The following is a 20,748-nucleotide window of genomic DNA, read 5'->3' as shown; positions in this document are numbered from 1 at the left end:
GCATAACACAAATAAGGCCTGTCCCCTAACAGGGCAAGGCCTTATTTGTTAGGAACCTGATCCGGAGCCGGAATCATCTCCGCCTTCCTGCTTCTGGCTGTCCCCGCCCCCTTTTTCCCCGCCGCCGTCTTCGCCTGTCCCTGCATCCTTTTTCTCAACCTTAGGCTGCAGTTCATCCTGGACTACGGATTTGAGAAGAGTAAGGACCTCCATACGGAACAACGGATTTTGCATGGCCTCCTGCATAATCGTCATGGACTGCTTACGGTAATCCGGAGTTTTCGTAAGGTCGAGGAACATTTTCGCCATTTCCGGCGACTTCATAATTTCGCCAACCGACTTCTGATAAGTGGGGTCCTTGATCAATTGAAGATGAAGTTCTTTGCTCTCTTTATTAATCGCTTTGGCAAAATCCCCGGCAAATTGCGGGTCGGTCATGATTTTTTCGATTTCCTTCTGATACTCGGGTGCGGTGAGGGTATCCTTAACAGCGATCCGAATCTGTTCCGTCGTTTGCATAGGCATCATTTTCATGCTTATCCCACCGCTGCCGCCGCCCTCTTCCGAGCTGGGGGTAGACAGGGCTTCCTCTACAGCCTTTTTACCTTCGTCGCTTTTCAATATATCTACAACCATCGTCTTCATTTCCTTATACCCGCCTTGTCCACCGGAAGAAGAACTGCTCTGTTCGCCTCCGCAGGCCGTCAAGGTGATTATCAAGCCGAGTACCAAGCCACCAGACCACAAAGCCCTCCATTTCATTGGCGCTGCCCTCCTTTATGGAATTACTGATTGTAGTATGCCGCGTGAGGGAACATTTATGTTGAAGCGGAATGGTTTTTTGACGGTAACCTTGGTAAAATAAATCTGACACGGGGAGGTGAAAGCGCTGAGCTTAAGAAAATGGTTTTATTTGTTCTGGACCACGCTTTTGATCGGTGCAGGCGGGGCAGTCATTGCCGGACTTGCTCTGCAGATAGGAAATGGCGGAATACAATTTAAAGGCACTGCCGATCTTCTCCTGTACTCCCTGATTCTTTTGGGCTATGGAGTGCTTGTAAGCGTATACGCCCAGCTTGGATTTTTTGCTTATCTGATTCTTAACTATACGGGCATTGGAGTGTTCCCGCGCAAGGCGTGGCGTTACATACAACTGGTGCTGGCCGTGCTTGCGCTGCTGGAGCTGATGTTCCTGCGCACTTTTGTCAGCGGAGAGCGGAGCGCCTGGTCAGATTTGACGCTGGGCGCGGCTATTCTGTTCACCGCACTTATTGTAGCCTGGTTCAAAATGCGCAGCACGAACGCTTCGGCCTGGGTCCCGACTTTTTTCTACATGACCGCCATCACGATCGTGGAGATTATCGGCGTTCTGCGGATCGGTGTGGACAGCGCGACCATATTTATTCTCGTCCCGCTTGTCGCCTGCAATGCCTTCCAGATTCTGATGCTGCACCGTGTGCTGAAGCCGGCCTCAATCTGACAATAACATTCATGCCAAAGCCCCGCCTCTCTGTCTACAACCAGGGATGCGGGGTTTTGGCATTGCCTGCAGGGAGCGGTTAGAATGAAGATGAAGAGGTTAATCTTAAAGAACAGAGTGGAGGAGGGAATATATGAACATCAAGCGCTATATGATAAAAGACACAAGTGAAACACGCCTGAAGGACCTTGATCCTGATGATCAGGGGGACTTCAAATCCAAAGAAGAAGCCGAAGCCAAAATGGAGAAGCTGAAAGAACGGCTGGTCAAGCTGCAGGATATCCTTTTTGCACAGAAAAAGCATTCACTCCTGGTCATTCTTCAAGGAATGGATTCAAGCGGTAAGGACGGAACCGTCAAACATATATTCTCCGGCGTCAATCCCCAGGGGTTCATCGTAACCAGCTTCAAGAAGCCTTCACTGGAGGAGGAAGCGCATGATTTCCTGTGGAGAGTCCATATGAAAACCCCGCCCAAAGGTTATATAGCAGCATTCAACCGTTCACATTATGAGGATGTGCTGGTGCCGCGCGTGCACGGCAGTCTCAGTAAAGAGGATGCCAAGCGGCGGTTCCGCTACATCCGCCAGTTCGAGGAAATGCTGGCGGAGGAGGGAACGACGGTCATTAAGCTCTTCCTGCATATCTCCAAGGAGAAGCAGCTTGAGAAGATTAAGGAGCGGCTTGACGACCCGGCGAAGCACTGGAAATTCGATGCCAGTGATTTGCAGGAACGCGAATACTGGGACGATTATCAAAAGGCGTATGAGGATGTTTTCCGGGAGAGCAGCATCGATAAGGCTCCGTGGTACTGGATTCCTGCGAATCACCGCTGGTACCGCAATTATCTGGCGCTGAAGATAGTGGTCAAAACGCTTGAGGGGCTTGACCTGAGCTACCCGAAGCTGAATACGCCAACACCGGATATCTCTGAGCTCATCTCACCGCGCCACTGATTTCCGGACTGCACCGTTACGGGATATCACATTCCGGCAGCGTCTTCCAGGCCATCATCCAGCCAGGCGGAATCGCGGACTTCCTTGCCGTTTGCGCTGCTCTGGCTGATCAGCTCAGAGACGGTTACGAACTCATACCCCTGGCTGCGTAGCTTGTCAATAATCTGGGGCAGGGCTTCATGCGTTTGTTTGCAGGAGTCACTGGCATGCAGCAGCACAATATCTCCGGGATGAGCCTTGCTTGTTACACGGTTGACGATGTTATCCACACCGATGTTCTTCCAGTCCAGTGAGTCCGTGTCCCATTGGATGACTTTGTAGCCCAGATCGGTGGCCACCTGCAGGACTCTTTTGTCAAAATCACCGTTAGGCATTCTGATCAGATTAGGCTGCGAGCCGGTTAGCTCTGTCAATACCGTATGGGCAGTACTGATCTGTGTGCGGATTTCTTCATTGCTTAGTGTACTGTAGTTCACATGCTTGTGACCGTGGCTACCGATCTCGAACCCCGCGTCTTTGATGCTTGTAACGATTTCAGGATGGGTTTTGCTCCAAGGTGAGGACAGGAAGAATGTCGCTTTATCCACCTTTTTGTCCTCCAGCACCTTCAGAATCGGCTCGGGTCTTTTCTCTCCCCAGCTGATATCGAAGGTCAAGGCGATCAGCTTCTTTTCCGTCGGCACACTGTAAATTGCAGAAGGGGTAGCTTCAGAGAACACGGTGATATTGCCCCTCTCCACATAGACAACGCCGGCGGTAAGAAGCGCAGCGGCAAAGATGTACAGGAACCGTTTGATCTTTTTGCCGCTAAATACATAAAAAGAATTCATAATGTCAGCGCTCCTCTCCCATGCGAAATGCTTGTTTGTTCTAAATGTATGCTCGTACAGGGCGCTTATGACCTCAGATATGAATCAATCCATACGAATTGCAATTAGGGAGAATCTAAACCAGGAGGTACGCATGTTATCTTTTAATACATTTTTCAAAGATCTAAGGACGATTCGCACAGCGCTGCTAATGGCCACAATACTATTCATAGTCGGGGGGATTTTGGGATGGATCGGCACAGGAAGCCTTCAGCAGCTGCTTAATGAACAATTGAAGGGACTTAGTCAGATTAGCGGGGATCTCAGAGAGTCGTCCAATCCGCAGTGGAGCTTTTTTGTATTCATTTTTCTCAACAACAGTATCAAAAGCGTAGTGATCATTTATCTCGGTGCCTTATTCGGACTCCTCCCGGCATTCTTCCTGTTAATCAACGGTGCGGTTATCGGCTATCTGATTCATTTGTCCGCGATACAGGGACAGGATCTGTTCACGCTAATTGTAAAAGGACTGTTGCCGCATGGCATCATTGAGATTCCGGCCATCATCATTGCCTGCGCCTTCGGGCTGAAGTTCGGCAGCAAGGTGCTGTCTGCACTCTTTGGAGCGATGAGGCGGAGCGGGGAAGGGGCAGTGAACTGGCAGGCCTTTATGCGGCAGACCTTCACCGCTTCAGTCTGGATCGTGATTCTGTTATTTGTTGCAGCAATCATCGAGAGCACAATTACATTTTGGCTTTTATCATAAAATCCCCGGGAATTGTGCATAACAGTAAAGCCGAAACATTTGGATCTGTTGCCAGTTTGAATAAAGAGAGTCCATAAATGGAATTTTCTTATGATAATGGTTATAGGTTCAGTACTCCGGTTAATTTAGTGTAAACACTTCAATAAGAGCTTCCCGCATCAAATGGCTACTTTTCGTGTGAAATGAAACAGCGTTTGATGATTTTGGATAACTATGAATTTCATGAAGGAGGCCAAGCTTATGTTGGGAATGTTGTTCAATGAGAAGGAGTGCAAGGAGCTGGACTATGTTTTGCGCAAAGAGCTGGATGAGATGCTACTGGATATGAGCGACCAGCGTTTAGATCAGAACATTAGGCATGCCATAGCCAATCGATATAAAACAGTTTTCCGTATGTATGCGCGTTTTGCCCCACAGAAAGAGTTGTCTAAGTATGCGTGGGGTGGACGTTCTTCTCAGTTCAAGCACTAATGTTTGGAATGGATGAGAAGCGGAACAAATAAATCAACCAAATAGCTTGACGAAAAGGGAGCCGACATGATACATTATATCTCGCGCTCCTTTTGAATGTTTAAAGAGAAGACGCAGGCAAGAAATAATGAAAAATAACTTTTTCAAAAAAAAAGCTTGCCAAACAATGAAACACTATGATATATTATGAAGGTCGCCGCTGAGATGCGGTGAAGAGCTAAACCGAGACATTGATCTTTGAAAACTGAACAACGAGTGAGTGGGAAATCACTTCGGTGAGATCCAAAATTAGAGGATGTAACAATTCTCGTCAGATGTTTCAAAATGAGCAATCGCTCTTTTCGATAGTTTTCGGAGGGTTATTTCCTTCGGAAAAACCTAATTGGAGAGTTTGATCCTGGCTCAGGACGAACGCTGGCGGCGTGCCTAATACATGCAAGTCGAGCGGAGTCTAAAAGGAAGCTTGCTTCCTTTTAGACTTAGCGGCGGACGGGTGAGTAACACGTAGGCAACCTGCCCTCAAGCCTGGGATAACTACCGGAAACGGTAGCTAATACCGGATAATTTCTTTCTTCTCCTGAGGAGAGAATGAAAGGCGGAGCAATCTGCCGCTTGGGGATGGGCCTGCGGCGCATTAGCTAGTTGGTGGGGTAACGGCCCACCAAGGCGACGATGCGTAGCCGACCTGAGAGGGTGAACGGCCACACTGGGACTGAGACACGGCCCAGACTCCTACGGGAGGCAGCAGTAGGGAATCTTCCGCAATGGGCGCAAGCCTGACGGAGCAACGCCGCGTGAGTGATGAAGGTTTTCGGATCGTAAAGCTCTGTTGCCAGGGAAGAACGTCCGGTAGAGTAACTGCTGCCGGAGTGACGGTACCTGAGAAGAAAGCCCCGGCTAACTACGTGCCAGCAGCCGCGGTAATACGTAGGGGGCAAGCGTTGTCCGGAATTATTGGGCGTAAAGCGCGCGCAGGCGGTTATTTAAGTCTGGTGTTTAAACCTTGGGCTCAACCTGAGGTCGCACTGGAAACTGGGTGACTTGAGTACAGAAGAGGAAAGTGGAATTCCACGTGTAGCGGTGAAATGCGTAGATATGTGGAGGAACACCAGTGGCGAAGGCGACTTTCTGGGCTGTAACTGACGCTGAGGCGCGAAAGCGTGGGGAGCAAACAGGATTAGATACCCTGGTAGTCCACGCCGTAAACGATGAGTGCTAGGTGTTAGGGGTTTCGATACCCTTGGTGCCGAAGTTAACACAGTAAGCACTCCGCCTGGGGAGTACGGTCGCAAGACTGAAACTCAAAGGAATTGACGGGGACCCGCACAAGCAGTGGAGTATGTGGTTTAATTCGAAGCAACGCGAAGAACCTTACCAGGTCTTGACATCCAACTAACGAAGCAGAGATGCATCAGGTGCCCTTCGGGGAAAGTTGAGACAGGTGGTGCATGGTTGTCGTCAGCTCGTGTCGTGAGATGTTGGGTTAAGTCCCGCAACGAGCGCAACCCTTGACTTTAGTTGCCAGCAGGTAGAGCTGGGCACTCTAGAGTGACTGCCGGTGACAAACCGGAGGAAGGTGGGGATGACGTCAAATCATCATGCCCCTTATGACCTGGGCTACACACGTACTACAATGGCCGGTACAACGGGAAGCGAAGCCGCGAGGTGGAGCCAATCCCAGCAAAGCCGGTCTCAGTTCGGATTGCAGGCTGCAACTCGCCTGCATGAAGTCGGAATTGCTAGTAATCGCGGATCAGCATGCCGCGGTGAATACGTTCCCGGGTCTTGTACACACCGCCCGTCACACCACGAGAGTTTACAACACCCGAAGTCGGTGGGGTAACCCGCAAGGGAGCCAGCCGCCGAAGGTGGGGTAGATGATTGGGGTGAAGTCGTAACAAGGTAGCCGTATCGGAAGGTGCGGCTGGATCACCTCCTTTCTATGGAGAATCGTTTCCTGCAATGGAAACATTCAAATCGGAAGCGTAAGCTTCCACAATAGAACCTTCGGGTTCGAACACTCACTCGTGTTCAGTTTTGAAAGAGCAAGTCTCTTTCGTATGCGTTTGGTGGCGATAGCGGAGGGGTTCCACACGTACCCATCCCGAACACGACCGTTAAGCCCTCCAGCGCCGATGGTACTTGGACCGAAGGGTCCTGGGAGAGTAGGACGCCGCCAAGCGAACAATCAATTTATTGATTGCTTCACAACTGTAAGTTTTGTTATATGGGCTTTTAGCTCAGTTGGTTAGAGCGCACCTCTGATAAGGGTGAGGTCGGTGGTTCGAGTCCACCAAGGCCCACCATATAACACTTATGAATTAAATACCTATTTGGGGCCATAGCTCAGCTGGGAGAGCGCCTGCCTTGCAAGCAGGAGGTCAGCGGTTCGATCCCGCTTGGCTCCACCAAAAATTCTTTACAAAAGTATATGCACATTATCTGTTATTCCGAACATCACAGCCGTGAATGTCCCGAAATAACAGTAATTTGATCCTTGAAAACTGGATACCGAAACGAATTTGCGTTTTAGAACATCTTTTAGCTGGAACTTGTGTAAGCAAGTTGAAATGGTTATTAGTTGCTACAGCGATTTTCCTAACGGAAAACGCATGGTTAAGCTACTAAGAGCACACGGAGGATGCCTAGGCGCCAGGAGCCGACGAAGGACGTGGCGAACAACGAAACTGCCTCGGGGAGCTGTAAGCAAGCTTTGATCCGGGGGTGTCCGAATGGGGAAACCCAGCTGTGGTAATTCGCAGTTACTCGTATCTGAATACATAGGATACGCAGAGGCAGACCAGGGGAACTGAAACATCTAAGTACCCTGAGGAAGAGAAAACAATAGTGATTCCGTCAGTAGCGGCGAGCGAACGCGGAACAGCCTAAACCAAGGGGCTTGCCTCTTGGGGTTGTGGGACGTCTCACATGGAGTTACAAAGGAATCGAGTAGGCGAAGAGGTCTGGAAAGGCCCGCGATAGAGGTAAAAGCCCTGTAGCCCAAACTGTGTTCCCTCCGAGACGGATCCCGAGTAGTGCGGGGCACGTGAAACCCCGTATGAATCCAGCAGGACCATCTGCTAAGGCTAAATACTACCTGGCGACCGATAGTGAAACAGTACCGTGAGGGAAAGGTGAAAAGCACCCCGGAAGGGGAGTGAAATAGAACCTGAAACCGTGTGCTTACAAAAAGTCAGAGCCCGTTTTAGGGGTGATGGCGTGCCTTTTGTAGAATGAACCGGCGAGTTACGTTTAACATGCAAGGTTAAGGTGAGAAGCCGGAGCCGCAGCGAAAGCGAGTCTGAATAGGGCGACTGAGTATGTGGACGTAGACCCGAAACCGTGTGATCTACCCCTGTCCAGGGTGAAGGTGCGGTAACACGCACTGGAGGCCCGAACCCACGCATGTTGAAAAATGCGGGGATGAGGTGGGGGTAGCGGAGAAATTCCAATCGAACTCGGAGATAGCTGGTTCTCCCCGAAATAGCTTTAGGGCTAGCCTCGGTGAATGGAGTGGTGGAGGTAGAGCACTGATTGGGTGCGGGGCCCGCAAGGGTTACCAAGCTCAGTCAAACTCCGAATGCCATTTACTTCTTGCCGGGAGTCAGACAGTGAGTGCTAAGATCCATTGTCAAAAGGGAAACAGCCCAGACCATCAGCTAAGGTCCCCAAGTGTGTGTTAAGTGGGAAAGGATGTGGAGTTGCACAGACAACCAGGATGTTGGCTTAGAAGCAGCCACCATTGAAAGAGTGCGTAATAGCTCACTGGTCGAGTGACTCTGCGCCGAAAATGTAACGGGGCTAAACACACCACCGAAGCTATGGCTAGATGCTTTGCATCTGGGGTAGGGGAGCGTTGTATGTGGGTTGAAGGTGTACCGTAAGGAGCGCTGGACAGCATACAAGTGAGAATGCCGGTATGAGTAACGAAAAGATCAGTGAGAATCTGATCCGCCGAAAGCCCAAGGTTTCCTGAGGAAGGCTCGTCCGCTCAGGGTAAGTCGGGACCTAAGGCGAGGCCGACAGGCGTAGTCGAAGGACAACAGTTTGAAATTACTGTACCACCGTAATCCGCTATGAGCGATGGGGTGACGCAGGAGGGTAGTGACGCGGACTGATGGATGTCCGTCTAAGCAGTGAGGCTGGTGTGCAGGCAAATCCGCACATCGTAAGGCTGGGCTGTGATGGGGAGCGAAAATTACAGTAGCGAAGGTCATGATCTCACACTGCCAAGAAAAGCCTCTAGCCAGGAGAAGGTGCCCGTACCGCAAACCGACACAGGTAGGCGAGAAGAGAATTCTAAGGCGCGCGGAAGAACTCTCGTTAAGGAACTCGGCAAAATGACCCCGTAACTTCGGGAGAAGGGGTGCCTCGGTAGGGTGAATAGCCCGAGGGGGCCGCAGTGAAAAGGCCCAAGCGACTGTTTAGCAAAAACACAGGTCTGTGCGAAGCCGCAAGGCGAAGTATACGGGCTGACGCCTGCCCGGTGCTGGAAGGTTAAGGGGAGCGGTTAGGGGTTAAACCCGAAGCTGTGAACCGAAGCCCCAGTAAACGGCGGCCGTAACTATAACGGTCCTAAGGTAGCGAAATTCCTTGTCAGGTAAATTCTGACCCGCACGAATGGCGTAACGACTTGGGCGCTGTCTCAACGAGAGATCCGGTGAAATTTTAATACCTGTGAAGATGCAGGTTACCCGCGACAAGACGGAAAGACCCCATGGAGCTTTACTGCAGCTTGATATTGAATTTGGGTACGATCTGTACAGGATAGGTGGGAGCCGGTGAGGCAGGAGCGCAAGCTTCTGCGGAGGCGCCGTTGGGATACCACCCTGATCGTATCTAGGTTCTAACCTGGTGCCCTTATCGGGTACGGGGACCGTGTCAGGCGGGCAGTTTGACTGGGGCGGTCGCCTCCTAAAGAGTAACGGAGGCGTTCAAAGGTTCCCTCAGAATGGTTGGAAATCATTCGCAGAGTGCAAAGGCATAAGGGAGCTTGACTGCGAGACCTACAAGTCGAGCAGGGACGAAAGTCGGACTTAGTGATCCGGTGGTACCGCATGGAAGGGCCATCGCTCAACGGATAAAAGCTACCCTGGGGATAACAGGCTTATCTCCCCCAAGAGTCCACATCGACGGGGAGGTTTGGCACCTCGATGTCGGCTCATCGCATCCTGGGGCTGAAGTAGGTCCCAAGGGTTGGGCTGTTCGCCCATTAAAGCGGTACGCGAGCTGGGTTCAGAACGTCGTGAGACAGTTCGGTCCCTATCTGTCGTGGGCGCAGGAAATTTGAGAGGAGCTGTCCTTAGTACGAGAGGACCGGGATGGACGTACCGCTGGTGCATCAGTTGTTCCGCCAGGAGCATGGCTGAGTAGCTACGTACGGACGGGATAAGCGCTGAAAGCATCTAAGCGTGAAGCCCCCCTCAAGATGAGATTTCCCAGTATGTAAGACCCCTTGAAGACGACGAGGTAGATAGGTTGGAGGTGGAAGTGCAGCAATGCATGGAGCTGACCAATACTAATCGGTCGAGGGCTTATCCAATTTCTAATACACAGATTCGTTTCGGATTCAGTTTTCAGGCGATCAAGCCTGCCGTTTGGTGGCGATAGCGGAGGGGTTCCACACGTACCCATCCCGAACACGACCGTTAAGCCCTCCAGCGCCGATGGTACTTGGACCGAAGGGTCCTGGGAGAGTAGGACGTTGCCAAGCGGACAATATTCCCTGATAGCTCAGTTGGTAGAGCACTCGACTGTTAATCGAGTTGTCACAGGTTCGAGTCCTGTTCGGGGAGCCATGCTCTCATAGCTCAGCAGGTAGAGTGCTTCCATGGTAAGGAAGAGGTCACCGGTTCGAATCCGGTTGAGAGCTCCACAAATTTATTAGGCCCGTTGGTCAAGGGGTTAAGACACCTCCCTTTCACGGAGGTAACATGGGTTCGAATCCCATACGGGTCACCACTTTTTTATGGGATGAGAATTCCTTAGGTTCGTTGAAGCATAGGCGTCGTTAGGAATACTTCGCAATCTCGTAACGGAGTGAAGAGTATCCCATACGGGTCACCATTATTAATCAGTACCCTTATTAGTCACCATACATATGGAGGCTTAGCTCAGCTGGGAGAGCATCTGCCTTACAAGCAGAGGGTCGGGGGTTCGAACCCCTCAGCCTCCACCATAATGTCCTTGATATTTGGGTGAAATTGTGGGCATTATATAGGTATCTATTGTAGGGGATTCGCCAAGTGGTAAGGCAACGGACTCTGACTCCGTCATCATAGGTTCGAATCCTATATCCCCTGCCAAATATGAGCCATTAGCTCAGTTGGTAGAGCACCTGACTTTTAATCAGGGTGTCGAAGGTTCGAGTCCTTCATGGCTCACTTTTATTAATTCATGCGCGTGTGGCGGAATGGCAGACGCACCAGACTTAGGATCTGGCGTCGTAAGACGTGGGGGTTCAAGTCCCTTCACGCGCACCACTTATTTGCGGACGTGGCTCAGCGGTAGAGCATCGCCTTGCCAAGGCGAGGGTCGCGGGTTCGATTCCCGTCGTCCGCTCCAATGTTTTTGCGCCCTTAGCTCAGCTGGATAGAGCGTTTGACTACGAATCAAAAGGCCGGGAGTTCGAATCTCTCAGGGCGCGCCATTATCACTTTATTGAATCATCGTTTCACTTTTATTAACGGGATGTAGCTCAGCTTGGTAGAGCACCTGGTTTGGGACCAGGGGGTCGCATGTTCAAATCGTGTCATCCCGATATTTCATTTCACCTGTGCGGGTGTAGTTCAATGGTAGAACTTCAGCCTTCCAAGCTGATAGCGTGGGTTCGATTCCCATCACCCGCTCCATATTAATCTCATAGTTTCGGGATGTAGCTCAGCTTGGTAGAGCACCTGGTTTGGGACCAGGGGGTCGCATGTTCAAATCGTGTCATCCCGATCGAACAGCTTATGGCTGGCAAATGAACTCTTACTGCGGTAAGAGTTTTTTGTTGCGTCATCAAAGGAACGTATGTTCCTTTAATCGTCTAAAAAAAAGACAACCTCTGCCGGGATGCCGATCCTTGCATAATAGCTCTGCACCGATTCATCCTGCTCAATGGCAGTGCCGACCGATAGCAGCTTGATCGCGAATAGGTTAGCCTGCCGCTCCAGCTTGCCTGACGAGAAATAGGAATTCTCCTCCAGAAAGAACCGGTTGACCCCTTTATGCAGACGGTCATGCGCGAGTTCATGCGCGCATACGAATCGTTGCCACTCCAGTGGCAGCTGGTTATGAATGACGATGAACCTTCTTCTTAGCTTACGGTAATAGAGGCCCTTGGTCCCGTCACCCAGATGCATGAACCGGATATGGATCCCCAGTGCTTCAGCCAGCTCGAAGGGGCTGCTGGTATTGTATTTTTTGACCAAACGCTTGATTAGCTCATCCATATTCTTCACCCGCAGCATGTTAATAGTAGTTGGATTGCCTGGTACTTACTCCTTGCCTGGATCGTGCTTGGGCTTGGTCCGCTTGTTCATCTGCTTCGCCTCCCAGAATAGGCCGGTTAATACATCCTTAATCCGCTGCTTGTCCTCCTTGTTCAAGGGAATCCCGTCAAACATCAGCTCACCGTCGTCTTCCAGCATTTGGCGGAAGTCCCGCTTATCCTTGCTCGTGGCCCACGCAGGCACAGAGCCTTCTGTACTGCCCTCAGTCTCTGTTAAATAACCGGCATGGCCCATAAGCTCCTCGTAGGAGACATCCGTTGCTTCCGCAATCTTACGCAGGGTAGCCGGCTTAGGGACACCCCGCAATCCATTCTCTATCCGTGATATTTGGGCTCCGCTGATTCCGGCAAGGGCTGCCAGCTGATTAATGGTCAGTCCCTTTCTTTCCCGTAGCTGTCTCAGATAGTTTCCGAATTCCTCTGCCATCGATAACCACTCCTTATCCCTAATCGCCTAAAAAGCTGTTGCTACTACTATAAGCTATTTATGCCAATAGGTAAACAATAAAGAGTCCAATATTGCCAAAAGGTAAGAATGACCATGCATAGGTCTTGTTTATGCTGCAAAACGGGCGAAAATGGGATTTTACTGAATTGGTAGATAAGTGGTATATTATTAAAAAAAGCGAACACTATACGAACAAGTAGAATTTTAACACATTTGGCCGGAAAGGTCCGCAACAAAGTTCATAAATCTGTATAACATCTAAGGAGTGGTATAAAATGATAATTCTATCTTCGCTGCCCGAGCTTGACCGCCGACGGACTCAGGTCACTATAGAGAATATGCTGGAGAAATACCGGATTTTCAAGTCTGTAACGTTCGAGGCCAAAGAGGCTGGGATAACGTACTCTTACACAGAACGGTTCCATGGCGCAACTCATACGGTTACCGATCAGACAGCAGCTATTGCAACGCATAATGTAGATGTGCCTGCTGCCAGACGGGCCTACTGTGCCGTGATCGATTCGGTGGTGGAGCGGCTTACCCAGAGAGAACAGCAGTTGGTCCGGGAGCGTTACATGCGCAGGGAGGAGAGCTACGACTATACCATATATAATCATGTGTTCGATCCCCCGGTGAGCAAGGATACTTATGTGAAAATAAGATCGAAGGCGTTCTACAAGATGGCCCTGGCGCTCGCCGATCTGCAGCTGCTGTCTCTGGCTGCACTCACGAAGACCTCTGCCGGAGGGACTCTGCCGAAGGGGTAGAGGTCCTTTGGACACAAAATGCAGCTTTCATATGTAATCGACATGGCCGTATTGCCCGCCGGGGTGATGCGGCTTTTTTGCATGACCTTATAAATTCTGGCGGGCCTGTCCTATATTGAACCCTTCCATTGAAGCGGCCGTGCAGGAGAGACGGGGATAAGAGCGGGGACCGCCGTTTACCATCCCTTTTACCACCGGAAGTTATCGCTAACTCCGCTGTAATAGCGCCTGCGCAAGGTCTCAGGGGGGCTATGATTATAACATGGCAAATGAAGCAGAAGGACACCGCAGGAGCATGAATGCTCCACATCATCCAGCCATTACAGGCCGGTATACAAGCGCGGTGAAAGCTCCTTCGGTCATTGCCGGGTACAAGACGGGTCCTATTCTTCAGAAATCGAACCCGCGGGTGACTTCAAGGAAGGCAGGAGGGATTACCACATCTAATCATGAGAGGAATGAAATCATGACGGTACAACAACTACGGGGAGTTATCACGGCTGCGCTGATGCAGTTTTTCCCGGATATTCCTGTCTATGTGGAAGGGGACAAGCCGCAGTCAGCCTACTTCAGGCTGGAGCTGCTCACGGCAACCTATGACAGGCAACGTGAAGGCAGATACATGGCGGTCTACCGCTTCGGTATCCGCTATAAGCAAGGAAGTCTGCTGGACGCAGAGGCGATGGCTGACGGGTTGTGCGAGGCACTGGATGCAGGAGAACGCGTAAATCCCGCTTACCGGGTGGTGCGCCAGTCCTGGGTAGCAGGAGGAGAGGGACAGGGGGCGCTGTTCACCGTGGACTATATGCTCTATCTCCAGAAGCAGAAGTTGCCGGAGGGTGAGGCGGAGCTGATGGGACACTTCACAGAAGGGGCGCGGCTGAAATGAGTGCTAAGGAATTGAAGGCAAGTGAGCGGGTACGCGGCAGCGGGGAAGCGGATGCTTTTGGGAAAAAGCAGATTAGGGGCTCGGCCCTTTTTGGGCCTAAGGAAAAGGATGTACTGGAGGTAGTTCTGCAAGAGGACGGGAGCTACACCCTGGAAGAGGCTAAGCATTTAATGGAGCTGTATCTAAATAAGGAGGTTATCTAATGGCTGGAGGAACATGGACAACACAAAACAAGGTGCGTCCGGGGGTATATGTAAATGTGGCCTCGAACGGCATTGTAGCAGGTAAAATGGGGGAACGCGGTACGGCTGCGCTAGCGCTTGCACTGCCTTGGGGGCCTGCGGGCGTCATTCTTAAGCTTACGGCGCAGGATGATTTCCAGCAAAAGCTGGGCTATGACCTGACGGCTGCAGAGCTGCTGCCGGTGAGAGAGGTGCTGAAGCGGGCGGGCACGCTGCTGCTCTACCGTCTGAATCAGGGCGTGAAGGCCGCAGTAACCAATAATGGAGTTCAGGCGACTGCGCTGTATGGCGGGGAACGCGGCAATGCGCTCAAGGTGATTATTGAGAAAAATATCGATGACAGCACTCAGTTCGATGTCCGGACGCTGCTGGAGGGTGCCGAGGTGGACAAACAGACGGTAAGCACCGCTGAAGGGCTGATGGCGAATGCTTACGTGGAGTTCAAACCGAACGGACCCGGTGCCCTGAGCGTAACGGCAGGCATGCCGCTGACAGGCGGGGCGAATGGTGCGGTCACTAATGCGGAGCATAGTGCGTTCCTGTCGGCGCTGGAGGTTCAGGACTTCCAGACGGTAGGACTGGTGTCACAGGATAACACGCTGAAGTCCCTGTATAGCGCCTATGTGAAGCGTCTGCGTAATACGGAAGGCAAGAAGGTGCAGGCGGTCTTGTCCGATTACGCCACGGCTGACCACGAAGGCATCATCAGTGTGGCGAACGGTGTCATTCTGAGCGACGGGACGGTAGTGGATAAAGCCCATGCCGTGGCTTGGGTAGCCGGTGCTACTGCGGCTGCTGCGGTGAATGAATCGTTGACTTATCAGGCCTATGATGACGCGGTGGACGCCGATGTGCGTTTCAGCCATTCCGAGACTGTAGAGGCGCTCACAGACGGAGAGCTGCTCTTCACCTATAGCGGCGGCCGGGCGGTAGTGGAGCAGGACATCAACACGTTCACCTCCTTTTCCACAGACAAAGGCAAAGCCTTCTCCAAGAACCGCGTGTTGCGTGTGCTGGATGGGATCGCTGGTGATTTGAAGCGGATTTTTGAGAGCTACTTCATTGGCAAATTGCCGAATAATGAGGACGGACGGGCATTGTTCTGGTCGCAGTGCGTCACTTATATGAATGATCTCCAGAACCTCGGGGCCATTGAGAACTTCAATGCGCAGACCGACATTGTGGTAACTCCCGGAGCGGACAGCGACAGCGTAGTGCTGGAGGTAGCGGTGAAGCCGGTCGATTCCGTAGAAAAAGTATATATGAAAGTGAAGGTGGTCTAAGATGACATTCTTGAGAGCCAGCGATACGCTGTCCGGCCAGGAGGGCCGGGCCTATGCCACGATTAACGGACAGACAGAAGAGATGTTCTATGTCAAAACCCTGGAAGCCACGGTTGAGAAGCAGAAGGCGGAAGTGAAGACGCTTGGACGCCGCGGGGTCCAGCATAAGGCGACCGGCTGGTCGGGCAGCGGGACGATGACGATTTTCTATATGACGAGCCGTTTCCGCCAGATGATGCTGGAGTACATGAAGACAGGGATTGACCAATACTTCAGCATTATCGTGACCAATGAAGATCCGTCCTCAACCGTAGGCGCCCAGCGCATCATGCTGAAGGATGTCAATCTGGACAGTGTTATTATGGCTTCGCTGGATACGGAGTCGGATGCGCTGGAGGAAGAGGTTGCTTTTACATTCGAGGATGTGGAACTGGTGCAGCCCTTCGCGGCTCCGGCTAGTTCCGGGCAATAAAGCATAACAGACGATCCCTTCACTCAGAGCGGGTAGGGCTAGTCGTTCGTAGTGGTTCGTAGAAGAAAGAATAGGTTTGGGGTCCCCCGCAAAGTACCTGGATGATCATTACAGTTAAAGCCGCGCTGGGCGGCGGTATTCTGCGGTGGGCCTCTTCGCTGCCTTAACACAATAAGAATCCGGGAGGAACAATATGAGTGAATTAAGTTTGTTTTTTGCGCAAAATGCGGCTTGTGATACAACGGAGGAATTCGCGGTCTCGCTGCGGTTCAAGGACAAGGAAGGTAACCCTGCGGTCTGGAAGCTGCGCAGTATGAATGAGGAAGAGAATCAGGAATGCCGCAAAGCGGCTACCCGCAAGGTCAAAGGAAAGAATGGCACTTACACGACGGACATTGATCCCAATGAATATATGGCGAAGCTGATGACGGCAAGCATCGTGCACCCGGACCTCAAGAACACCGAGCTTCAGCGTTCCTACGGGGTGATGGGCGCGGAATCGCTGCTGCGCAAAATGCTGCTGCCCGGAGAATTCGCGGCGCTTGGGGAGCGGGTGCAGGCTCTGAACGGCTTCGCCACCGATATGAATGAGCTGGTAGATGACGTAAAAAACTAATCAACGAGGGCGATGGTGAGGCCAATCTGGCCTATTACGCCCTCCATGAGCTGCACATTCTGCCGCATGAGCTGATGAAGCTCTCCGTCCGCGAACGCGCGGCGATCTATGCCATGATCTCCGTACGCGTGGACAAGGAGAAGCGGGAGCGCGCGCGGAGCAAGGGGAAGAAGAGATGAAGGGGGTGAAAGAATGGAAATTACAAGTACAGCGCTGGTTCCCGTAACTGCACTAACCGTCTGGCAAAATGTAAACTCACAGTGGGACAGGCTGAACCAGAATTTTAACCGGGCCAGCCACTCGCTTAGTGGTCTGCAGCAGATCCTGGAGCGGGTGTATGAAGAGAAGAACAAGTCTTTCATGGAAGGATTCATGCAGTCTCAGGATGCAGCCAGACGCTTGTCAGAGGAAGGGGCCTCTTCACGATCCCGCCGCTCTGCTGGAGGGGCGGATGATAACGGTCCAGATGACGGCGAGGTCCGTGATGCCAAAAACGGGTTCATGGGTAAAGTCCAAAAAATAATGAAGGCGCTGGACGTTAGCGGGTTCGAGTTAATCACATACGTGGGTGAAAAAGCAGTTGGGTATCTATTGGACAAGAAAAAGGAAAAGGCAGAAGAGAAGGAAAAAGAAAAGGCTGAGAAGGAGAAAAAAGCAGCGGAGCCCGGATTCCTCTCCAAAGCAAAGGATTCATTAGGCGCACTGGACCTTGGGAGCGTATTCGATAAGGTGAAAGAACTGGGCACGAAGGCAGTAGTAGCCAATGCCTCTGACAAAGATAAGGAAAAGTGGGGCAAGCTGCAAGGCAACATGGACAACGCAGTTGAATTGATGGGTCAAAAAGCGATTGTTGCGTTGCGTCCGATTCTGGATACCTTGAACAATGCGTTTCAGTCTGAAGGAATGACTACGGCTCTAAATCTGATCGCGAACGGCTTCTTGGTCATTGCTACGGTGATTAGCGAAGTGGTGGACGGTATCATGTATATGTTCACAGCATTTCAGGAGAACTGGGATGTAGTAGGTCCGATCCTTGCAGCCATTGCCATTGTCTTCATAGCGGCGATGATTGTGCAGTTGTATAGTCTTGCTGCTGCGTGGCTTGTAGGCATGTGGCCGATCCTTTTAATTGTTGCTGCTGTAGCGCTGCTTATTTATATTTTGCAGCAAGCGGGGGTATCCGTAGACCAGGTAGTGGCTTTTATCGGGGGAGCATTTGGCTGGCTGAGGGCAACTATAGAGAATTTTGTAATCGGTCTGTACAATAACTTCGTCTCCTTTGCAGACTTCTTCCGTAACTTGTTTATTGATCCGACGTATGCGGTCCAGAAGCTGTTTTATGACCTGGCTACGAACTTCCTGGGCTTCATGTATCAAATGGCATTAGGTGTTGAAAGCTTTGCAGGCGGGTTCGTCAAAGCCATAGCTGAGGGTATAAACTTCGTGCTTAAAGGAGTTCAAACGCTGGCAGGGTGGTTAAGCAAAGTTCCAGGCTTTGAATTCTTGGCTGATTTCAAGCCTAACTTCCTTGACCCGGAGAACCCGCATGTCTTCAGTGATATGATCAAGAATGTTCAAGGGACGCTGGTAGAACCTAAATCGACTAAGGATGTATACAATACTCCGAAGAAGGAATTCGTAGATACCTCCAAGAGTGTGGAGGAATATGCTGGGAAAACAAAAAATCTCCTTAATAAATTTGATACCAAGCTGGAGCCGGTCAAGCCCAAGGATGCTCCTTCTTCAAATCCTGCCCAGGCCGCTGCCACAAACATGAACAACGTCAACAAGGTAGGCGAGGTAGGCAAGATCAATGAAAAGGTCGATATCTCCAGTGATGATCTGGATATGCTGCGGGATCTGGCGGAGATTCAGTCGATTCAGAATTTTGTCGAGCTGACGCCGACGGTGCAGGTAACAACCGGAAATATTAATAATTCCGGCGATATTGACTCTATCATTACGAAGATCGGGCAAAAGCTGAAAGAGGAGTTCGTCTCTACGGCGCAGGGGGTGTACACGTAACATGGAGGAGTATGGATTCTATCTTAGCTTCAATAATTATGAAGAGGTGATCCGGCTTCCGGTGAACCCTGAGACGCTGGAGATCAAGGAGAACAGCGATGGCAAAAGCTATACGATTGTGGATTTTGGCGAAATCAATGCGATTGCTTATCCGAAGCTGACGGAGATTACGATTGAGAGTATGTTCCCGGCACAGTATTATCCGTTCGTGGTGTATTCCGGCGAGAATGCCGGCAAGCTGCTGAAGCCCTATGAGTATGTAGAGCTGATCCGCAAATGGATGCTCAGCCGCAGGCCGGTCCGGTTTGTTTTCTCAGGACTGAAACCGGCGAACGTGCAGAATACGCAGACCCCAGATTGGCTGAAGCAGGCCAGGGCGCAGGCGCAGCAGACTTTTACCGGGGATATTGGCATTAATATGGCGGTTAGCATTGAGAACTTCTCCTGGAAGCTTAGTGCGGGGTCCTCGGGGGACATCGATTATACACTTGGACTCAAAAAGTATGTGTTCTATCAGGCGTTAGCGGTGAAGGTGGGCAGCACCGGTGAAGTGAAGAAGCAGCAGAAACGGGCAAGTGAGAAGGCAGCGCCTGCTACCTATACACTCAAAGCCGGGGATACGCTCTGGTCGGTTGCCCAAAAGCTGCTCGGTGACGGCAGTAAATACAAAACGCTGCAAAAGCTGAATAATATCTCGGACAGCGAACTGAAGAAGCTCAAAGTTGGCAGAGTGATCAAGCTGTCTTAGGAGGCCGTGGCGATGGAATTAATTCTAATCAATAAGGAAGGCGCCATCTGGAATATTGCCGGGATCGTTACGGATATCTCGTGGAAAACAACCCGGACCGGCAAGCCAGCGACGCTGGAGCTTACCCTGGTGGACAGCGGGATATACCAGCATAAGAAGTTCGCTATCAGTAACGGGGATATTGTACAGTTCCGGCGGGACGGGGTCGATGTATTTTACGGCTTCGTCTTCAGCATCGACACGGGTGCGAATCAGGAGATCAAGCTGACGGCGTATGACCAGATCCGCTATCTGCTGGGCAACGGCAGTTATGTGCTTCAGGACGTTACAGCCAGTGAGGTTATCAGCACTATTGCCAAAGACCGCGGCTTGCGGGTTGGACTACTGGAACCGTCTCTATATAAAATTCCCTCCCTGATCGAGGACGGCAAGAAGCTGCTGGATATTATTATGGGTGCTGTCGGGAGTGAGCTGCAGTATAAGGGCCAGCTGATGGCCTTCTATGATGATTTCGGCAAGCTGACGCTGCGCAGTCCGCAGTCCATGCTGCTGAATGTGATCCTGGGGGCAGGCCATTACCTGTATGATTATTCGCTGAAAAGAAGCATTGACGATAATACGTATAATACGATCCTGCTGTACCAGGATAACGAAAAGACAGGGAAGCGCGAGTTCTATCCGGTTACGGATAAGGAGAATGTAAAACGCTGGGGCATCCTGCATCTCTACCAGAAGGCGGATGATAAGGCGAATGCCGCGCAGATCCAGGAGAAAGCAGACAATCTGCTGAAGCAGCATAACCGCGAGAAGATCAGCCTCTCTGTACAAGCCATTGGCGATATGCGGGTGAGGGCGGGCAGCTTCATCTATGTGCTGCTGGATGAATTCCAGACACAATTGTTCCTGGTGGACCAATGCAGCCATAAAATATCTGGAGGGGAGCATACGATGTCCCTGGACATTAAGGTGGTGTAGACAACATGCTCGATATTATTAAACAGGCAAGCCTCGGGGCAGTATCGAATACGAATCCGGTGGCTTTTTCTTATGGGACGGTGGTTCTGGCACAGCCGCTGCAGATTCAGGTGGAGCAGCGGCTCTTGCTGACTGGAGCCGCACTGGTTGTAGTTGAATCCGTGATGGAGAGCAAGGCTATGATCGAGGGCCGGGAGATCCTGCTGCGCCGTGGACTTGAAGCGGGTGACCGCGTGCTGCTCGTGCGGATGCAAGGCGGACAGAGCTATATTGTCCTCGATCGGCTGGTGGATCTATGATTCCGGCG

18 protein-coding genes, 14 tRNA genes and 4 rRNA genes are annotated in these 20,748 nt (G+C 51.3%); 32 read left to right on the top strand and 4 right to left on the bottom strand.

The features are described from left to right. Nucleotides 1-48: 48 nt before the first annotated feature. The gene (gerD, locus tag MHH28_RS18870; protein ID WP_405104539.1) at nt 49-762 is read right to left on the bottom strand and encodes a spore germination lipoprotein GerD; all 714 of its coding nucleotides are present in this window, start codon (nt 760-762) and stop codon (nt 49-51) included. Between the two features lie 127 nt (nt 763-889). Here gerD and MHH28_RS18865 point away from each other — a divergent pair, with 127 nt between their 5' ends. Both MHH28_RS18865 and MHH28_RS18860 read left to right on the top strand, forming a co-directional pair. Continuing rightward, entirely contained in the window at nt 890-1,480 is a 591-nt protein-coding gene (locus tag MHH28_RS18865; RefSeq protein WP_405117172.1) for a KinB-signaling pathway activation protein, read from the top strand. Between the two features lie 133 nt (nt 1,481-1,613). Further along, nucleotides 1,614-2,435: a PPK2 family polyphosphate kinase gene (locus MHH28_RS18860; protein ID WP_405104538.1), complete on the top strand. Its 822-nt coding sequence runs from the start codon at nt 1,614-1,616 to the stop codon at nt 2,433-2,435. A 26-nt stretch (nt 2,436-2,461) separates the two neighbouring features. Here MHH28_RS18860 and pdaB read toward each other — a convergent pair whose 3' ends face one another. Next, the gene (gene pdaB, locus MHH28_RS18855) at nt 2,462-3,265 is read right to left on the bottom strand and encodes a polysaccharide deacetylase family sporulation protein PdaB (RefSeq protein WP_405104537.1); all 804 of its coding nucleotides are present in this window, start codon (nt 3,263-3,265) and stop codon (nt 2,462-2,464) included. Nucleotides 3,266-3,455: 190 nt separating this feature from the next. Between pdaB and MHH28_RS18850 the strand changes: the two genes are divergently transcribed. The 20 genes from MHH28_RS18850 (at nt 3,456) to MHH28_RS18755 (ending at nt 11,423) form a co-directional block, all read left to right on the top strand. After that, nucleotides 3,456-4,010, top strand: a complete 555-nt coding sequence (locus tag MHH28_RS18850; protein WP_405104536.1) for a stage II sporulation protein M — start codon at nt 3,456-3,458, stop codon at nt 4,008-4,010. Between the two features lie 240 nt (nt 4,011-4,250). After that, nucleotides 4,251-4,481 carry a hypothetical protein gene (locus MHH28_RS18845; protein ID WP_036692450.1) on the top strand — a complete coding sequence of 77 codons (231 nt, stop codon included), beginning with the start codon at nt 4,251-4,253 and terminating at the stop codon, nt 4,479-4,481. Nucleotides 4,482-4,860: 379 nt separating this feature from the next. Further along, nucleotides 4,861-6,421: ribosomal RNA gene (locus tag MHH28_RS18840) — 16S ribosomal RNA — on the top strand. A gap of 125 nt (nt 6,422-6,546) precedes the next feature. After that, nucleotides 6,547-6,663: ribosomal RNA gene (rrf, locus tag MHH28_RS18835) — 5S ribosomal RNA — on the top strand. Nucleotides 6,664-6,710: 47 nt separating this feature from the next. Beyond that, nucleotides 6,711-6,787 (top strand) — tRNA-Ile (locus MHH28_RS18830). A 29-nt stretch (nt 6,788-6,816) separates the two neighbouring features. Continuing rightward, nucleotides 6,817-6,892 (top strand) — tRNA-Ala (locus tag MHH28_RS18825). Between the two features lie 203 nt (nt 6,893-7,095). Beyond that, nucleotides 7,096-10,023: ribosomal RNA gene (locus MHH28_RS18820) — 23S ribosomal RNA — on the top strand. Nucleotides 10,024-10,077: 54 nt separating this feature from the next. After that, nucleotides 10,078-10,194 (top strand): 5S ribosomal RNA (gene rrf / locus MHH28_RS18815). The 16S, 23S and 5S rRNA genes sit together here with 14 tRNA genes alongside, the layout of an rRNA operon. Nucleotides 10,195-10,203: 9 nt before the next feature. Next, nucleotides 10,204-10,279 (top strand) — tRNA-Asn (locus tag MHH28_RS18810). A 1-nt stretch (nt 10,280) separates the two neighbouring features. Next, nucleotides 10,281-10,356: transfer RNA gene (locus tag MHH28_RS18805), tRNA-Thr, on the top strand. Between the two features lie 11 nt (nt 10,357-10,367). Continuing rightward, a tRNA-Glu gene (locus MHH28_RS18800) sits at nt 10,368-10,442 on the top strand. A 141-nt stretch (nt 10,443-10,583) separates the two neighbouring features. Continuing rightward, a tRNA-Val gene (locus MHH28_RS18795) sits at nt 10,584-10,659 on the top strand. A gap of 53 nt (nt 10,660-10,712) precedes the next feature. Further along, nucleotides 10,713-10,786, top strand: a tRNA-Gln gene (locus MHH28_RS18790). A 5-nt stretch (nt 10,787-10,791) separates the two neighbouring features. Further along, nucleotides 10,792-10,864 (top strand) — tRNA-Lys (locus MHH28_RS18785). Between the two features lie 15 nt (nt 10,865-10,879). Further along, nucleotides 10,880-10,963, top strand: a tRNA-Leu gene (locus MHH28_RS18780). Between the two features lie 7 nt (nt 10,964-10,970). After that, nucleotides 10,971-11,045: transfer RNA gene (locus tag MHH28_RS18775), tRNA-Gly, on the top strand. 8 nt (nt 11,046-11,053) lie between these two features. After that, nucleotides 11,054-11,130, top strand: a tRNA-Arg gene (locus MHH28_RS18770). A 37-nt stretch (nt 11,131-11,167) separates the two neighbouring features. Beyond that, nucleotides 11,168-11,241: transfer RNA gene (locus MHH28_RS18765), tRNA-Pro, on the top strand. A gap of 17 nt (nt 11,242-11,258) precedes the next feature. Continuing rightward, nucleotides 11,259-11,332, top strand: a tRNA-Gly gene (locus MHH28_RS18760). Nucleotides 11,333-11,349: 17 nt separating this feature from the next. Then, nucleotides 11,350-11,423 (top strand) — tRNA-Pro (locus tag MHH28_RS18755). Nucleotides 11,424-11,503: 80 nt separating this feature from the next. Here the strand turns inward: MHH28_RS18755 and MHH28_RS18750 are convergent. Next, nucleotides 11,504-11,917: an ImmA/IrrE family metallo-endopeptidase gene (locus MHH28_RS18750; protein WP_405117171.1), complete on the bottom strand. Its 414-nt coding sequence runs from the start codon at nt 11,915-11,917 to the stop codon at nt 11,504-11,506. Between the two features lie 45 nt (nt 11,918-11,962). Continuing rightward, the gene (locus MHH28_RS18745; RefSeq protein WP_405104535.1) at nt 11,963-12,403 is read right to left on the bottom strand and encodes a helix-turn-helix domain-containing protein; all 441 of its coding nucleotides are present in this window, start codon (nt 12,401-12,403) and stop codon (nt 11,963-11,965) included. A gap of 296 nt (nt 12,404-12,699) precedes the next feature. On the opposite strand from MHH28_RS18745, the gene MHH28_RS18740 reads away from it, so the two are divergent. From MHH28_RS18740 to MHH28_RS18695, 10 genes are all read left to right on the top strand, one after another. Next, entirely contained in the window at nt 12,700-13,191 is a 492-nt protein-coding gene (locus tag MHH28_RS18740) for an ArpU family phage packaging/lysis transcriptional regulator (RefSeq protein WP_405104534.1), read from the top strand. 262 nt (nt 13,192-13,453) lie between these two features. Next, a complete protein-coding gene (locus MHH28_RS18735; RefSeq protein WP_405104533.1) occupies nt 13,454-14,080 on the top strand; it encodes a DUF6838 family protein in 627 nt (208 codons plus the stop codon). Beyond that, a complete protein-coding gene (locus tag MHH28_RS18730) occupies nt 14,077-14,283 on the top strand; it encodes a hypothetical protein (RefSeq protein WP_405104532.1) in 207 nt (68 codons plus the stop codon). The genes MHH28_RS18735 and MHH28_RS18730 overlap by 4 nt, the downstream gene beginning before the upstream one ends. Further along, nucleotides 14,283-15,605: a phage tail sheath family protein gene (locus MHH28_RS18725; protein WP_405104531.1), complete on the top strand. Its 1,323-nt coding sequence runs from the start codon at nt 14,283-14,285 to the stop codon at nt 15,603-15,605. Before MHH28_RS18730 ends, MHH28_RS18725 begins: the two co-directional genes overlap by 1 nt. A gap of 1 nt (nt 15,606) precedes the next feature. Then, nucleotides 15,607-16,077 (top strand): phage tail tube protein, encoded by a 471-nt coding sequence (locus tag MHH28_RS18720; RefSeq protein ID WP_405104530.1) that lies wholly within the window; start codon nt 15,607-15,609, stop codon nt 16,075-16,077. A gap of 193 nt (nt 16,078-16,270) precedes the next feature. After that, nucleotides 16,271-16,693 (top strand): phage tail assembly chaperone, encoded by a 423-nt coding sequence (locus MHH28_RS18715; RefSeq protein WP_036696211.1) that lies wholly within the window; start codon nt 16,271-16,273, stop codon nt 16,691-16,693. A 192-nt stretch (nt 16,694-16,885) separates the two neighbouring features. Next, on the top strand, nt 16,886-18,718 hold the full coding sequence (locus tag MHH28_RS18710) for a hypothetical protein (protein WP_405104529.1): 1,833 nt from the start codon (nt 16,886-16,888) through the stop codon (nt 18,716-18,718). 1 nt (nt 18,719) lies between these two features. Next, on the top strand, nt 18,720-19,466 hold the full coding sequence (locus MHH28_RS18705) for a LysM peptidoglycan-binding domain-containing protein (protein ID WP_405104528.1): 747 nt from the start codon (nt 18,720-18,722) through the stop codon (nt 19,464-19,466). Between the two features lie 12 nt (nt 19,467-19,478). Next, the gene (locus MHH28_RS18700; RefSeq protein WP_405104527.1) at nt 19,479-20,441 is read left to right on the top strand and encodes a hypothetical protein; all 963 of its coding nucleotides are present in this window, start codon (nt 19,479-19,481) and stop codon (nt 20,439-20,441) included. Between the two features lie 5 nt (nt 20,442-20,446). Beyond that, the gene (locus tag MHH28_RS18695) at nt 20,447-20,740 is read left to right on the top strand and encodes a DUF2577 domain-containing protein (protein WP_405104526.1); all 294 of its coding nucleotides are present in this window, start codon (nt 20,447-20,449) and stop codon (nt 20,738-20,740) included. Nucleotides 20,741-20,748 lie beyond the last annotated feature (8 nt).

This window comes from Paenibacillus sp. FSL K6-1217 (assembly GCF_045040735.1).
Taxonomy (GTDB): domain Bacteria; phylum Bacillota; class Bacilli; order Paenibacillales; family Paenibacillaceae; genus Paenibacillus_AQ.
This window is presented reverse-complemented; position numbering and strand designations above follow the sequence as displayed.